Source organism: Amycolatopsis sp. NPDC049688 (assembly GCF_040674975.1).
In the GTDB taxonomy this organism is placed as follows: Bacteria; Actinomycetota; Actinomycetes; order Mycobacteriales; family Pseudonocardiaceae; genus Amycolatopsis.
Map to the genome: position 1 here is coordinate 264,141 of NZ_JBFANY010000002.1, position 14,906 is coordinate 279,046.

Annotated in this window: 16 protein-coding genes; 6 read left to right on the forward strand and 10 right to left on the reverse strand. The window is 69.7% G+C overall.

Annotation, left to right across the window (positions count from 1 at the left end; all coding sequences use genetic code 11):
• Positions 1–5: 5 nt before the first annotated feature.
• The 7 genes from AB0J55_RS07190 to AB0J55_RS07220 all read right to left on the reverse strand — a co-directional run bounded on the left by AB0J55_RS07190 (position 6) and on the right by AB0J55_RS07220 (position 6,964).
• Positions 6–431, reverse strand: a complete 426-nt coding sequence (locus AB0J55_RS07190) for a helix-turn-helix transcriptional regulator (protein ID WP_364245931.1) — start codon at positions 429–431, stop codon at positions 6–8.
• Positions 432–436: 5 nt separating this feature from the next.
• Positions 437–1,606 carry a molecular chaperone DnaJ gene (dnaJ, locus tag AB0J55_RS07195; RefSeq protein WP_364244072.1) on the reverse strand — a complete coding sequence of 390 codons (1,170 nt, stop codon included), beginning with the start codon at positions 1,604–1,606 and terminating at the stop codon, positions 437–439.
• Positions 1,607–1,636: 30 nt separating this feature from the next.
• The gene (gene grpE, locus AB0J55_RS07200; protein ID WP_364244075.1) at positions 1,637–2,344 is read right to left on the reverse strand and encodes a nucleotide exchange factor GrpE; all 708 of its coding nucleotides are present in this window, start codon (positions 2,342–2,344) and stop codon (positions 1,637–1,639) included.
• Positions 2,341–4,215, reverse strand: a complete 1,875-nt coding sequence (dnaK, locus tag AB0J55_RS07205; RefSeq protein ID WP_364244078.1) for a molecular chaperone DnaK — start codon at positions 4,213–4,215, stop codon at positions 2,341–2,343. Before dnaK ends, grpE begins: the two co-directional genes overlap by 4 nt.
• 206 nt (positions 4,216–4,421) lie before the next feature.
• Positions 4,422–5,864, reverse strand: a complete 1,443-nt coding sequence (locus AB0J55_RS07210; protein WP_364244081.1) for an alpha/beta hydrolase — start codon at positions 5,862–5,864, stop codon at positions 4,422–4,424.
• 67 nt (positions 5,865–5,931) lie between these two features.
• Complete coding sequence (locus AB0J55_RS07215) at positions 5,932–6,165, reverse strand: hypothetical protein (RefSeq protein WP_364244084.1); 234 nt, start codon at positions 6,163–6,165, stop codon at positions 5,932–5,934.
• A 28-nt stretch (positions 6,166–6,193) separates the two neighbouring features.
• The gene (locus tag AB0J55_RS07220; protein ID WP_364244086.1) at positions 6,194–6,964 is read right to left on the reverse strand and encodes a DUF4097 family beta strand repeat-containing protein; all 771 of its coding nucleotides are present in this window, start codon (positions 6,962–6,964) and stop codon (positions 6,194–6,196) included.
• Positions 6,965–7,152: 188 nt separating this feature from the next.
• On the opposite strand from AB0J55_RS07220, the gene AB0J55_RS07225 reads away from it, so the two are divergent.
• The 3 genes from AB0J55_RS07225 (at position 7,153) to AB0J55_RS07235 (ending at position 8,769) form a co-directional block, all read left to right on the forward strand.
• A complete protein-coding gene (locus tag AB0J55_RS07225) occupies positions 7,153–7,686 on the forward strand; it encodes a YbhB/YbcL family Raf kinase inhibitor-like protein (protein ID WP_364244089.1) in 534 nt (177 codons plus the stop codon).
• Between the two features lie 80 nt (positions 7,687–7,766).
• Entirely contained in the window at positions 7,767–8,606 is an 840-nt protein-coding gene (locus AB0J55_RS07230; protein ID WP_364244091.1) for a helix-turn-helix transcriptional regulator, read from the forward strand.
• 1 nt (position 8,607) lies between these two features.
• Positions 8,608–8,769, forward strand: coding sequence for a DUF397 domain-containing protein (locus AB0J55_RS07235; RefSeq protein WP_364244094.1), 162 nt, complete (start codon positions 8,608–8,610; stop codon positions 8,767–8,769).
• Here AB0J55_RS07235 and AB0J55_RS07240 read toward each other — a convergent pair.
• Complete coding sequence (locus tag AB0J55_RS07240; protein ID WP_364244096.1) at positions 8,766–9,203, reverse strand: GNAT family N-acetyltransferase; 438 nt, start codon at positions 9,201–9,203, stop codon at positions 8,766–8,768. The two genes, AB0J55_RS07235 and AB0J55_RS07240, sit on opposite strands and share 4 nt — an antisense overlap.
• Positions 9,204–9,224: 21 nt before the next feature.
• Positions 9,225–9,785, reverse strand: coding sequence for a TetR family transcriptional regulator (locus AB0J55_RS07245; protein WP_364245934.1), 561 nt, complete (start codon positions 9,783–9,785; stop codon positions 9,225–9,227).
• A gap of 156 nt (positions 9,786–9,941) precedes the next feature.
• Here AB0J55_RS07245 and AB0J55_RS07250 point away from each other — a divergent pair, with 156 nt between their 5' ends.
• The 3 genes from AB0J55_RS07250 (at position 9,942) to AB0J55_RS07260 (ending at position 13,966) form a co-directional block, all read left to right on the forward strand.
• Positions 9,942–12,155: a (Fe-S)-binding protein gene (locus tag AB0J55_RS07250; protein WP_364244098.1), complete on the forward strand. Its 2,214-nt coding sequence runs from the start codon at positions 9,942–9,944 to the stop codon at positions 12,153–12,155.
• Between the two features lie 318 nt (positions 12,156–12,473).
• Positions 12,474–12,917, forward strand: a complete 444-nt coding sequence (locus AB0J55_RS07255) for a DUF742 domain-containing protein (RefSeq protein ID WP_364244101.1) — start codon at positions 12,474–12,476, stop codon at positions 12,915–12,917.
• A 17-nt stretch (positions 12,918–12,934) separates the two neighbouring features.
• Positions 12,935–13,966, forward strand: a complete 1,032-nt coding sequence (locus tag AB0J55_RS07260) for a cation diffusion facilitator family transporter (protein WP_364244103.1) — start codon at positions 12,935–12,937, stop codon at positions 13,964–13,966.
• Here the strand turns inward: AB0J55_RS07260 and AB0J55_RS07265 are convergent.
• Positions 13,960–14,661, reverse strand: coding sequence for a CAP domain-containing protein (locus tag AB0J55_RS07265; RefSeq protein ID WP_364244105.1), 702 nt, complete (start codon positions 14,659–14,661; stop codon positions 13,960–13,962). The genes AB0J55_RS07260 and AB0J55_RS07265 overlap by 7 nt on opposite strands.
• Positions 14,662–14,906 lie beyond the last annotated feature (245 nt).

Sequence of the window (14,906 nt, forward strand, 5' to 3'; positions counted from 1 at the left end):
GGTCGTCAGCGGCGCTTGGGCCGCCAGACCACCAGCGCCGTCTGCTGGTTGAGCGGCACCAGGTCCCGGCGGTAGGACGCGTGTGCCGCCGCCGTCGCCTGCTCCGCGGCCACGTACGCCGCGGCCAGTTCCTCGGTCAGCTCGGTGATCCGGGCGCGGAGCGCGTCGACCTGGTTCTCCAGCTCGATGATGCGCTTGATGCCCGCCAGGTTGACGCCGTCCTCCTGCGACAGACGCTGGACCTCGCGCAGCAGCGCGATGTCCCGCATCGAGTAGCGCCGGCCGCCGCCGGGGGTGCGGCCCGGTGACACCAGGCCCTGCCGATCGTACGTGCGCAACGTCTGCGCGTGCATCCCGGCGAGCTGGGCTGCCACCGAGATGACGAACACCGGGGTCTCCTCGTCCCCGTCCTGGGGAATCCCGCCGAACACCACACTCACCTACCTTGCAGCAGCTCGGTGATCTCGGGCCGGGGGTCGTGCCCGGCCATCGCCTCGGCGTACGCCTGCAGTGCCTCGCGCGCCTTGTCGTCCAGTTTGGCGGGGATCGCCGCCTGGAGGGTGACGAGCAGGTCACCCTGCGAACCGTCGCGCTTGGCGATGCCCTTGCCGCGCACGCGCAGCACCCGTCCGCTCGCCGTGCCCGGCGGCACCTTGAGCGAGACCTTGCCTTCCAGCGTCGGCACCGTGATCGTGGTGCCGAGCGTCAGCTCCGTGAAGTCCACCGGCACGGTGATCGTCAGGTCGAGCCCCTTGCGCCCGAACAGCGCGTGCGGCGCCACGTGCACCCGGACGTACAGGTCGCCCGCCTGCGCCCCGCCCCGGCCCGGCTCACCCTGGCCGGCCAGCCGGATGCGCTGGTCGTCGTCGACGCCCGGCGGGATCCGGACGGTCAGTGTGCGGGTCCGCGTGCTGATGCCTTCGCCGCCGCACTCGGGGCACGGGTCGTCGATGATCGTGCCGCGGCCGCGGCAGTCGCGGCACGGCTCCGAGAACGCGAACGCGCCCTGGCTGCGGCTGACCAGCCCCGAACCGGAACACGTCGGGCACGTCCGCGGCGACGTCCCCGGCCGGGCGCCGTTGCCGCTGCACGTGGCACAGGTCGCCGGGCTCGACAGCCGCAACGGCAGGGTCGCGCCCTTGACCGCCTCGGTGAAGTCGATCCGGACGTCCGTCTCGACGTCGGCCCCGCGCTGCGGCCGGTTCGCCGTCGCGCCCGCCGATGTCCGGCCGCGGCCGAACAGCCCGCCGAGGATGTCGCCGAGCCCGCCGAAACCGCCCTGCTGACCGGCGCCGGCCTGGCCGAAGATGTCGCCCATGTCGAAGCTGCCGGTGCCGCCGCCACCGGGGAAGTTGAACCCGCCCGCACCGCCGAACAGGCGCCGCGCCTCGTCGTACTCCTTGCGCTTGCTCGCGTCGGAGAGCACGCCGTAGGCCTCGGAGACCGCCTTGAACTTCTGCTCCGCCTGCGCGTTGCCGGCGTTCGCGTCCGGGTGGTTCTCCTTGGCCAGCTTCCGGTAGGCCTTCTTGATTTCGTCCGCGGTGGCGTCGGAGGAGACGCCCAGTTCACGGTAGAAGTCCTTACCGATCCATTCCCGTGCACTCATCGGGCGTCTCCTCCTTCCACTGGGTTTCTCTTACTGCTGCTGCTCATCGACTCCGCCGCCGAGTGGCAGCTCGCCACCGACGGACGGGTCCCGCGGGGCCGCGCCGGGCTCGTGGTCGGTCACGCCGACCAGCGCCGCCCGCAGTACGCGGTCCCCGAAGCGGTACCCGCGGCGCATGACCACGGTGACCGTCGGGCCCGCCACGTCCGGCGAGGTGTTGTGCTGTACGGCCTCGTGCACGCTCGGGTCGAAGGGCTCGCCCTCGGCACCGAACGACTCGAGGCCCGCGCGCTGCAGACCGCTGATCAGCTTGTCGCCGACGGCCTTGAACGCGCCGGTGAGGTCCCCGTGCTGCTCGGCCCGCTCGAGGTCGTCGAGCAGCGGCAGCAGGTCGTTCACCACGGTCGCCTTCGCGCCGATCACGACCGCCTCGCGGTCGCGTTCCACCCGCTTGCGGTAGTTGGCGTACTCCGCCTGCAGGCGCTGGAGGTCGGCGGTGCGCTCGGCCAGCTCCTTCTCCACATCGGAGACGACCGTCACCGCATCGTCCACAATGGATTCACCCAGCGAGGGGCCCGCGTGCTCCACGGGCGCCTCGTCGGGCTCCGGCGCGGCGTGGGCCGGACCGGGCGGGCGGACCTGCCCGGTCTGGGGGTCCACCCGGCGACGGTCCCGCACGACCACCGGCTCCTCGGGGCCTCGGCCCTGGTTCTCGGATTCGTCGTAGCTGTGGGTCACTTCTTCGGGTCCTCTTCGACGATCTCGGCGTCCACCACGTCATCGGCCTTGGCCTGGCCGCCGGCCGCACCGGCGTCCCCGGCCGCACCCGCACCCGCACCGCCCGCGGCACCGGCCGCGGCGTCGGCGTTCGCGTTGGCGTACAGGGCGGTGCCCAGCTCCTGCGAAGCGGCGTTCAGCTTCTCGATCGCCTCGCGGATCTTGGTCGAGTCCGTGCCCTTCAGCGACTCGTTGGCCTCGTCGATCGCGGACTTGACCTTGCCCTTGAGGTCCTCGGGCAGCTTGTCGTCGTTGTCCTTGACGAACTTCTCGGTCTGGTAGACCAGCGTCTCCGCCTGGTTGCGGGTTTCCGCTTCCTCGCGGCGCTTCTTGTCTTCCTCGGCGTGGGCCTCGGCGTCCTTGACCATGCGCTCGATGTCGTCCTTCGGCAGCGCGGAGCCACCGGTGATCGTCATCGACTGTTCCTTGTTCGTGCCCAGGTCCTTCGCGGTCACGTGCACGATGCCGTTGGCGTCGATGTCGAAGGTGACCTCGATCTGCGGCACGCCACGCGGGGCCGGCGGGAGACCGGTCAGCTCGAACATGCCGAGCTTCTTGTTGTGCGCGGCGATCTCGCGCTCACCCTGGAACACCTGGATCTGCACCGACGGCTGGTTGTCGTCCGCGGTGGAGAAGATCTCCGAGCGCTTGGTCGGGATCGTGGTGTTGCGCTCGATGAGCTTGGTGAACACGCCACCCTTGGTCTCGATGCCGAGCGACAGCGGGGTCACGTCCAGCAGCAGGACGTCCTTGACCTCGCCCTTCAGCACACCGGCCTGCAGCGCCGCGCCGACCGCGACGACCTCGTCCGGGTTCACGCCCTTGTTCGGCTCGCGGCCGCCGGTCAGCTCCTTGACCAGTTCGGCGACGGCCGGCATGCGGGTGGAACCACCCACGAGCACGACGTGGTCGATGTCGCCGACGGAGATGCCCGCGTCCCGGATGACGTTGTTGAACGGCGCCTTGGTGCGGTCGAGCAGGTCCGAGGTGATCTTCTGGAACTCGGCGCGCGAGAGGGTCTCGTCGAGGAACAGCGGGTTCTTGTCCGCGTCCACGGTGATGTACGGCAGGTTGATGCTGGCCGAGTTCGAGCTGGACAGCTCGATCTTCGCCTTCTCCGCCGCCTCGCGGATGCGCTGCAGCGCCATCTTGTCCTTGGTCAGGTCGATGCCGTTCGTGGCCTTGAACTTGTCGACCAGCCACTTGACGATGCGCTCGTCCCAGTCGTCACCACCGAGGTGGTTGTCACCGGAGGTGGCGCGGACCTCGACGACGCCCTCGCCGATCTCCAGCAGCGAGACGTCGAAGGTGCCACCACCGAGGTCGAAGACCAGGATGGTCTGCTCCTTTTCGCCCTTGTCCAGGCCGTACGCCAGCGCGGCGGCGGTCGGCTCGTTGACGATGCGGAGCACGTTCAGGCCGGCGATCTGCCCGGCTTCCTTGGTGGCCTGCCGCTGGGCGTCCTCGAAGTACGCCGGGACGGTGATGACGGCGTCGGTGATCGTCTCGCCCAGGTACGCCTCGGCGTCGCGCTTCAGCTTCATCAGCACGCGAGCGCTGATTTCCTGGGAGGTGTAGTTCTTCCCGTCGATCTCGGTCTTCCAGTCGGTGCCGATGTGCCGCTTCACGGACCGGATCGTCCGGTCGACGTTCGTGACGGCCTGGTTCTTCGCCGGCTGACCGGTCAGCACTTCGCCGTTCTTGGCGAAGGCGACGATCGACGGGGTGGTCCGGGAGCCTTCCGAGTTGGCGATGACCGTCGGCTCGCCGCCCTCAAGGACGGCGACGACCGAGTTGGTCGTGCCGAGGTCGATGCCGACCGCTCGCGCCATGGTGCTTCCTCCTGTGTACGGCTGCTATGTTCGTGACCTGCAGGTTCGTTCTCGCCTTGAGCGAGCCCCTGGCAAGTTTTATCCGGCCTTCGCGCGCCTCGTCAAGCCGGACTTGAGTCGACTGCGCTCAACCTCTGTACCCAGCCTAACGAGGGGGTGGGCCTTCTTGTTCCCGGGTCAGGTGGCCCAGTGCGATGTGACGCCCATCACCGGCAGATCGCCCCGTGGCCAGGGACGACCCGGTTCACCAGGTACGCCACCTCGGCCGCCCGGGCGCAGGCGGAGTTGAACAGCCCCGTATGGCCGTCATCCGTGCGGGTCAGCAGCGCCGCACCGTCGATGGCCGCCGCCAGCCCACGGGCCCAGGCCAACGGCGTCGCCGGGTCGTGGGCGCCCCCGACCACCAGGATCGGCGGGGCGCCGTGCACCGGGTGCCGCTGAGGCGGGTTCTTCGCCGGCACCGGCCAGCCCGTGCAGCCGCCGGCGAAGTCCCAGTACTCCGAGTACCGCCAGCTGTGCGGCGCCACCCGGCGAACCAGTCCCGCCAGGAAGCCCATGTCACCCGGCCCGGTGAACGGCGACGGGAAGTCGTGACAGCCGATCCCCCGGTAGGCCGCGTAGATCTCGGACGTGAACTGGTTCCGCTCGGTCAGCCCCCGGGCGTCCGGGAACTCGCCGCCGGCCGCGGCCAGGTGCTTGCCCAGCTCCGGCCAGTCGTCCCGGAGGTAGAGGTGGCCGTACACGCCCGCCGCGACCTCGTCGGCCGTCGCGGGACGGCCCAGGTCGCTCGACCAGATCGAGCCACGGGCCGCCCGGGCCACCACGTCGTCATAGAAGCGGAGGACGTCCTGGCCGTGCAGGGCGCACTCCGCCGAGCCACGGCACCAGCCCGCGAACCGGACCAGCGCGTCTTCGGTGGCCGCGGCCTCCTCGAGGATCGCCTGGTTCATCGGCCGCGCGTGGTCGATCGCACCGTCGAGCACCATCGCCCGCACCCGGTCCGGGTGCTTCGACGCGAAGACCGCGCCCAGCTCGGTGCCGTAGGAGAGGCCCAGCCACGAAACACGAGGCTCGCCGAGCGCGGCCCGGATCGTCTCGATGTCCTCGGCCGCGCTCTGCGTGTCCGCGTTCGCCAGCAGCGGCCCGGTGCGGGCCAGGCAGTCCGCGCCCGCCTTCCGGTTGTGCGCGACCAGCGCCTCGAACCCCGCCCGCGTCGACGGGAACCGGTCCAGCGCCGGGTCGTACAGCGTCTTCGCGTCGCAGGTGATGCGTGGCGTGCTGAACCAGTCGCCGCGCGGGTCGAATCCGACGACGTCGAAGCGCTGCCGCAGCGCACCCAGTTCCGGCGAGGCCAGCCCGCCGAACTGCACGAATCCGACGCCGGACCCGCCCGGCCCGCCCGGGTTCACCAGCAGCGAGCCGATCCGATGAGCCGCATCGAGCGCGGGCAGCCGCGCCAGCGCGAGCTGCGCCGACCCCAGTTCCGGCCGCGCCCGGTCGATCGGCACGGCGACCGTCGCGCACTCCGCCGTGGGCTCCTGCTGCGTGGCACACGGGTGCCACACCAGAACCGAGGCGGAGGCGACGGCCGGCACCGCCGCCATGACCACGACCGCGAAGACGACCGCGGCAACCCGGCGCATGTCCATGAGCTGTTTCCTCCCCCTGCACGCCGGCCTTCGGCGTGCTTCCTTCCTAACAGCGACCACCGACAAATCAGGAGCGGCGGCCGGTCCGGGAGGTGAGGGAGAAATCGGCATTTCCTTGCTGCACAACGACTTCCGTCGGCTCACCCGTCCAGGAAGTCACTCGATAGTGGGAATCCGCGGAGACCGGCACCCCCTGCGCCGGCGTCTCCGCGGCCTCCCCGCGCGTGAAGCCCACGACGCCGAACGTCGCGATCGCCCCCAGCAGCGCGGCCACCAGCACGCGCCGTTCGATCCTGCCCATCGGAAAAGCCCCCGTAGTAAGAGAAAGGTCAGGCCGCGCGGACCGTGACGCTGCCGCTTTCGGTCGTCAGGTCCAGTACGTGCTGCGCGGTCCCGTCGTTGCGCACGCCGATGTCGCGGTGCCCGCTGTCGCTGCCGCCCTCGACGCGGTACGGCCCGCCCGGCACCGTCAGGTCGATGCCGCCGCTCTCGGCGTGCACCTTCACGTCGTTCGCCTGCACCAGCGTGAATTCGACACTGCCGCTGGAAGACGTCACGTCGACCGGGCCGTGCACCCCGCTGCCGGTGATGCTGCCGGACTCGCTCTGCAGCTGGACCGGGCCGACGTCGGCGAGGTCGATCGAACCGCTGTCCATCCGCAGCTTCACCGCCCCGGCCACGTCCTCGACCTTCGCGTGCCCCGAATCGACGCTGACGTCCACACTGGACATTCCGGCGACGTCCAGCCCGCCCGAGTCGACGGTCCCCGTCACCGGCACCCCCGCGGGCACGACGACCTCGAAGTCGACCGTGCAGTTCGTGCCGCACGAGCCGAGCACCAGCTGGTCGCCTTCGACGCGGTAGAAGGGCCCCTCCGGCTTGCCCCGCCAGTGGTAGCCGACCTCCTGGCGCACCGTCGCCGCCCCCGAGCCGGCGCGGATCTTCACCGACCCCGAGTCGGCCTCCAGCTTCACGCTGCGGATGGTCTGCGAAACGGTGTCGGTGTTTTCGAAGTCCGAACCCCAGCCCCACCCGAACGCGGTCGCCAGGCCGACGCCGATCAGGACGATGCCTCCCAGAGCCAGAAGCGGGCGCGCCATGGTCGTTGGTCCCCTCAGTGTTGTTTCCTCTGCGTCGTTCCCTTCGCGTGAGAAACGTTAGGGCGGGGTGAACGGGCCGTACATGGGGGTAACCCCCCGAAAGACCCTGAGATCCCTCCCTGAGACGCGCGGGAGGGGCCCGGGGCCTAGCCTGGCGCAAGTCTCCAGTTCCGTGATCAGGAGGATCCATGCCGCAAGCACCCGGCCCGTACGAATCCCTGCCCGACGTGCCGTCGTTCACCCTGCGCAGCAACGATGTCGCCGACGGCGAAACCCTGGCCACGCCCCATTTGTCCGGCATCTTCGGCGCCGGCGGCGAAGACCGTTCCCCGCACCTGGCGTGGGAAGGCTTCCCGGCGGAGACGAAGAGCTTCGCCGTCACCTGTTACGACCCGGACGCCCCGACCGGCAGCGGGTTCTGGCACTGGGCGGTGTTCAACATCCCGGCTTCGGTGACGGAGCTGGCGTCCGGCGCGGGTGACGGCTCCGGCCTCCCCGAAGGCGCGGTGACGCTGAAGGGCGACGGCGGGGTCAAGCAGTTCCTCGGCGCGGCGCCCCCGCCCGGGCACGGCCCGCACCGCTACTACTTCGCGGTGCACGCGCTCGACCTGGACAAGCTGGACGTGCCGGAGGACGCGACGCCGGCGTTCCTCGGCTTCAACATGTTCGGGCACACCCTGGCCCGCGCGGTGCTCACGCCGGTGTACGAGAACAAGGGCTGAGTTTCCCGGGCCCGGCGCTGTTGCCGATCGGCAACGGAGCCGGGCCCGTTTTTGTCGGACCCCGCTGACACACTGCGGTCATGCCACCACCGATAGCGACACCCCGGTCGAGAGCGCTGGGGTTCGGACTGCGGAAAGCGCGGAAGGCGCGCGGGTACGGGCTGCGCGAGCTGGCCCGCGCGACGGGCGTGCACGCGGCCGAGCTGTCCAATTGGGAGCTCGGCCTGCGGGTGCCCCGGATCGAGGACGTCGCGGTCCTGCTCGGTCAGCTCCGGGTGCCCACCGCGGAACGTGACCGGCTGTTCGAGCTGGTCCGCACGGCCCGCGAGCCGAACTGGGCCGAGAAGGAGATGCCGGACGCGCCGGCCATCCTGACGACGCTGGCCGAGTACGAGCGCACGGCGGCCGCGATCTTCAGCTGGCAGCCGATGCTGGTGCACGGCCTGCTGCAGACGCCCGACTACGCGCGGGCGATCCTGTCCTACGGCGGTTCTCCCGCGGAGCTGGTCGAGCAGCGCCTGCGGGTGCGCACGATCCGGCAGGCGGCCCTGCGTGAGCACCGCGCGCCGGATTGCTCGATCCTGCTCGGCGAAGCCGCGCTCAGGCAGCAGATCGGCGGGCCGGAGACGTTGGCCGAGCAGCTCCACCACCTCGTCGATCTCCCGCGGCGGCTGGCGGTGCGGGTGGTCCCGTCCGGCGGCGGTTTCCACCCTGGGCTCAACGGTTCCTTCAGTGTCTTCGAGTACTCGGACCTGCCTGCCATCGTCTTCTTGGACCAGCATCGCGGCAGCGCCTACATCTACGATGAGGAGCAGGTGACGGACTACAAGTCCGCCGCGAAGACCATGAACTCCCTCGCACTGGACGTGGACGCATCGCGCACGTTCATCGAGGGGGTGATCGCCGATCTGGAGGCCTGACGTGACCTGGCGGAAGTCGACCTACAGCGGGCAAGAGGCCGAGTGCGTGGAGGTGTCGCTCGCCCAGGTGGTGCGGATCCGCGACACGAAGGACCGCCCGGGCGGCACCCTCGAAACATCCACCCGATCGTGGGATGCGCTCCTCGTCGACCTCACGCGTTAGCGGACGAAGTTCCCCGCGTTGGGCCCTTCGCGCTCCAGGTAGTGACCCTTGGTGTGCTCCTCGAAGCCGAACTGCCGGTACAGCCCGTGCGCGTCGGCGGTGTGGAGCATCCAGCGAAACCGGGCGCCGGGCCCGTTGTCGATCATCTCCCGCACGATCTCCTTGCCGAGGCCGGTCCCGCGGGCGGAGTCGACGACGAAGACGTCGGCGAGGTAGGCCGAGGAGACGCCGTCGGAGAAGGCGCGCGCGAACCCGACCTGTTCGCCGCCGCGGTAGGCGCCGACCACCCGCCACGAGCCGGCGATCGCGGCTTCGACCTGCTCACGCGTGCGCCAGCGACCCCAGTAGGCCTCGGTGGAGAGGAACTTCCACACCACGTCGAGGTCCACCCGCGCGCGGTCGTCGTCGAGTTCGTAGTCGCCAAAGGTCCGCATGATCCGAAGCTAACCGGGCCGTCAACGCGGTTTCAGCAGGTAGTCCACCACCGGCCGCAGCTCCTCCGCCGACGGCGGTTCGTCGTCGATCAGGCCCTGGATGAGCAGCCCGTCGATACCCGCGAGGAAGACCCGGAACGCCACCTCGTCGTCGTGGCGGACCATCGACGTCAGGACGTCCAGCCAGCGCCGCGCGGCCGGGCGGAGCTCGGGCTTGCGCGCGGCCAGCAGGTACAGCTCGTACTCCGCCATCGTGCGCCCGCGCCGCGGCCCGAGCGCCTCGGCGAGCAGGCCGGCGACCTCCTCGGCGCCACGCGAGCCGCGTGACCGGGCCCGGTCGATCATCCAGTAGACCTCGGTCGCCATGTCGCGGGCGCAGGAGATGAGCGTCGCGACCAGCAGGTCGTCCAGCGACGAGAAGTGGTAAGTGGTCGAGGTCGTGGGTACCCCGGCCTCGGCCGCGACCGTCCGGTGGGTGACGCCCGCGACGCCGTCACGCTCGATGATCCGCAGCGTGGCCGCGATGAGTTCGGCGCGCCGCTTCTCGCCACGGGCTTTGCGGCCGTCCGTCTGCAGCTTCACCATCGGGTGAAAACTACCGGAACGATCGTCCCGAAACAAAGAGCGACGTACACCACATCGGTGGGACTTACGGTCCCTCAACAGGTTACTCATCGGTAGGAAGCATTAGTCTGCCGGTCACCACCACGAATCATCCGGACGAAAGGCACCCGAACGATGGGCGCTCTCCAACTGACGCTCGGCGGGATCTCCGTCGTGCTCGGCCTCGTCGCCTGGGGCATGTTCGCCGCGACGATCGCCCGTTTCGTGCGGGTGATCCGCCTCGGACAGCCCGACTCGACGCGCAACGGGCCGTTCTGGCCGCGCATGAAGACGCTGATCAAGGAGTTCGCCGCGCACACGCGGATGAACCGCAAGCGCAGCGTCGGCCCGGCCCACTGGCTCGTCATGTGGGGCTTCCTGCTCGGCTCGCTCGCCCTGTTCGAGGCCTACGGCGAGGTCTTCGTCCCGACCTGGGGCTGGCCGATCCTCGACGACTTCCCGCCGTTCCAGCTGCTCATGGAGCTGCTCGGGCTCGGCACGATCGTCGGCATCCTGGTGCTGATGGCGATCCGCCAGCGCAACCACCCGCGCCGCGCCGACCGCCAGTCGCGCTTCGCCGGCTCCAACTTCAAGTGGGCGTACTTCATCGAAGCCGTCGTCCTGATCGAGGGCATCGGCATCATCGGCGTCCGGGCCGCGAAGTCCGCGCTGAACACGCACGAAGGGCCGCTGTGGGCGTCCTTCGTCTCGAACCCGATCGGCCAGCTGCTGCCGGCCAGCCCGAACCTGGTGACGATCTTCGCGTTCGTCAAGCTGATGAGCGCCACCGTCTGGCTGATCGTCGTCGCCCGCACGATGACCATGGGCATCGCCTGGCACCGCTTCAGCGCGTTCTTCAACATCTACTTCAAGCGCGAGGACGACGGCGGCGTCGCGCTCGGCGCGCTCAAGCCGATGATGAGCGGCGGCAAGGTCCTCGACCTCGAGGAAGCCGACCCGGACGAGGACACCTTCGGCGTCGGCAAGATCGAGGACTTCAGCTGGAAGGGCTGGCTGGACTTCTCGACGTGCACCGAGTGCGGCCGCTGCCAGGAGCAGTGCCCCGCGTGGAACACCGGCAAGCCGCTGTCGCCGAAGCTGGTCATCACGCAGCTGCGTGACCACGCCTACGCGAAGGCGCCGTACCTGATGGCCGGCGGCAAGCGGGACATGGCCGGCGACGAGATCGGCCTGTCCGGCGACAACATGTACGCCGGGATCGACGTCCTGGCCATCGCCGAGTCCCAGAAGGCACTGGTCGGCGACGACGGCGGCGTCATCGACCCCGACGTCCTGTGGTCCTGCACCAGCTGCGGCGCCTGCGTCGAGCAGTGCCCGGTCGACATCGAGCACGTCGACCACATCGTCGACATGCGCCGCTACCAGGTGATGATCGAGTCGGCGTTCCCCAGCGAACTGAACGGCATGTTCAAGAACCTGGAGAACAAGGGCAACCCGTGGGGCCAGAACGCCAAGGACCGGCTGGCCTGGACCGAGGACCTCGACTTCGAGGTGCCGGTGTTCGACGGCGACCTCGGCGACGCCGAGTACCTGTTCTGGGTCGGCTGCGCCGGCGCGTTCGAGGACCGCGCGAAGAAGACGACCCGCGCGGTCGCGGAGCTGCTGCACATGGCGGGCGTCAAGTACACCGTGCTCGGCTCGGAGGAGTCCTGCACCGGTGACCCGGCCCGCCGCGCGGGCAACGAGTTCCTGTTCCAGATGCTGGCGCAGCAGAACGTCGAGATCCTGAACTCGGTGTTCGAGGGCCGCGAGCGCAAGGCGCGCAAGGTCGTCGTGACCTGTGCGCACTGCTTCAACACCCTCGCCAACGAGTACCCGGAGCTGGGCGGCCAGTTCGACGTCGTGCACCACACGCAGCTGCTGAACCGCCTGGTCCGCGAGAAGCAGCTGGTGCCGGTGGCGCCGGTCGCCGAGGACGTCACCTACCACGACCCGTGCTACCTCGGCCGCCACAACAAGGTGTACGAGGCACCGCGCGAGCTGGTCGGCGCGACGGGCGCCCAGCTGCGTGAGATGCCGCGGCACGGCGACAAGTCGATGTGCTGCGGCGCCGGCGGCGCGCGGATGTGGATGGAAGAGAAGATCGGCAAGCGGATCAACGTCGAGCGCGTCGACGAGGCGCTCGGCACCGCGCCGTCGAAGATCGCCACCGGCTGCCCGTTCTGCAAGGTGATGCTGAACGACGGCCTCACGGCCCGCCAGGCCGACGGCAGCGCGAGCGAGAAGGTCGAGATCGTCGACGTCGCGCAGATGCTGCTGGAGTCGGTCAAGCGCAAGCCGGAACCGAAGCCGATTGCGCTCGGCGCGCCGTCGCTCGCGGAGGAGTGACGCGAAACTTTCGCACCGCGGCCCCGATCAGGACGTCCTGATCGGGGCCGTTTTCCGTGGCCGGAAGATCGGGTTTCCAGTAGCCATTCCACTACCCGTTGTCACAACTTTGTCCAGTCCCGCAGGCCCGCTAGCTGGGACTTCGCCGTGGTAATCGTTTTCTTGAAAAATGTTCATGATAATCACTGAAATGGCCCATCGAGTGAAGGACAAACGACGGCCTGAACCCTGGACAAGCGGCGTATCCTGGCCTTTCCTCGCCGCCGCCGTTGCCAGCGAGGGCACCATTGACGATCACGGAATCAGGGGGCGGCACGGATGCGCGAGGACCGGCGGACGACCACCGGACGGCACGCTCTCCGCACCGCACCCGAGGTGGAGGACCGGTTCCCGGCCCCCGTCGGCCAGGACCCCGTACCCGCTCAGCGGACGCTCGTGCGCCCGTATGTCCTGACGCGCGGCCGGACGCAGTCCCGGCGGCACCTCGCGATCGAAGCGATGGTCTCGACCCGCGCCGGCGCGCACTGGAACGGCGCCCGGCTGACCGGCGAGTTCCGCTCGGTGCGCACGCTCTGCCACCAGCCGCGCTCGGTCGCCGAAGTCGCGGCCAACCTGAGCGTGCCGCTCGGCGTCGTCCGCGTGCTGCTGGACGACATGGCCGAGCAGGGCCTGGTCACCATCCACGACAGCCGCACGAGCTCCGACGGCCGTCCCGCGGTGGCGCTCATGGAACGCGTTCTGCACGGCCTGCGGCGCCTCTGAGCATTACGCTCACAGGAGTGAGCGAGGAATCCGCGAGCCCCGGTGACTCCGGTGGCGAAAGCACTCTGACCGTCCTGCTCGCCGGCGGGGTGAACCTGGCGATCGCCGTGATGAAGCTGATCGCGGGCATCATCACCGGCTCGGGCGCGATGCTGTCGGAAGCCGCGCACTCGGTGGCCGACACGATCACCGAGGTCCTGCTGCTGACGGCCTTGAAACGCTCGGCACGCCCGGCCGACCGCGTGCACCCCTTCGGCTACGGCAAGGAGCGCTACTTCTGGTCGCTGCTCGCCGCCGTCTCGATCTTCGCCTCGGGCGCGATGTTCGCGCTGTACGAAGGCATCTCGACGCTCTTCGGGCACGGCCAGGCGCAGAGCACGTCGCTGCTCAGCTACATCGTCCTCGCCGTGGCGTTCCTGCTCGAAGGCACGTCGTGGGTGCAGGCCGTGCGCCAGGTCGTCCGCGAATCGAAGGCCGAGAACCAGTCGCTGGGGACGTACCTGCGGCTGATCGACGACCCCACGCCGAAGACCGTCCTGTTCGAGGACTCCGCCGCGCTGATCGGCCTGCTCCTGGCGTTCGCCGGCATCGGGCTGCACCAGCTCACCGGCTCGGAGGTCTGGGACGGCATCGCGTCGATCGCCATCGGCCTGCTGCTCGCGTGCGTCGCCTACCTGCTCGGCCGGACCAACCGCGGCCTGCTCGTCGGCCGGCAGGCCCACCCGCGGCTGGTCCGGGAGATCCGCGACCACCTCTCCGGCGCGCCGGAGATCGAAGCCGTCGTGGACCTGCAGACCATGCTGATGGGCACCGACCAGGTCCTCGTCTGCACCCGCGTGGACTTCGACGACTCGCTCGGCGCCGCCGACCTGGAACGCGCGTGCGTGCGGCTCGCGTCCGAGCTGACGGAACGGTTCCACGACGTCACCGAGGTGTTCATCGAGCCGGTGCCGCGGTCGGATCCGGAACTGCGGGCGACGGTGCTGGCGCGGTACGGCGACGTCGCCGAGCGGTGGAGCAACTTTCCGGCGCCTCAACGACCTCAGTAGCCGAAGTCCTGCACCCAGTACCAGCCCTTGGTCGTGACGCCGACGCCGAGCTTCTTGAGCGAGCAGTTGAGGATGTTCGCGCGGTGGCCCTCGGAGTTCATCCAGGCATCCATCACCTGCGCGGCCGACGTCTGCCCCTTGGCGATGTTCTCCGCGCCGGGCTTGGAGTAGCCGGCCTGCTTGATGCGCTGGTCGAACGTGGTGCCGTCGGGGCTGGTGTGGGAGAAGAAGTTCCCGGCCGACATCTGGTCGCTGTAGTCCTGCGCCGCCTCCGTGAGGTGCGATTCCTCGGTCAGCGGATCGCAGCCTGCCTTCGCGCGCTCGTCGTTGACCAGCGCGAGGACCTGGGCGGTGGTCGAGGGCGCGACGCGGGCGGCCGCCTTGGTGCTCGGCGGCGGAGCCTCGGACGTCGTGGCCGGCGGGGCCGCGGACGTCTCGGTCGGCGTGGGTGCCGCGGAGGACGTCGTCGGGGCGGGAGCCGAGGACGAGGGCGCGGCAGGCTGACCGGGGGTGGTGGTCTGGACCTGGCCGCCGGCGAGGTCGGTGCCGCTGCCGCTGCCGGCTCCGGCGGGGGCGTTGGGCAGCACCAGGGCCGCGGCGCCGAGCTCGGCGGTGTTTCCTTCCGCGGTGGCCATCCAGGTGCCGGCCGCGGCGGAAAAAACGCCGAGCAGCACACTGAGTGACACCATCACCACGTGAGCACGTTCACCAATGGGGGACACGGCGCAGGAACGTATCACGGGACGATTACGCCGAGAACCCTACGAACGCCCTGGTCACATTTCCCGTCGGTGACAGGTCCCGAATTCGCGGCAATCGGACGCTTGCGCGTTACTCCATTCAGCGTATTCGGACGACGGGTCGGATCCTGGCCGGAGGCGGTTGCTTTACCCGTGAAGCCAACTTTGCCCGCGACCGTTGTGCACTTGTACGAGATTTC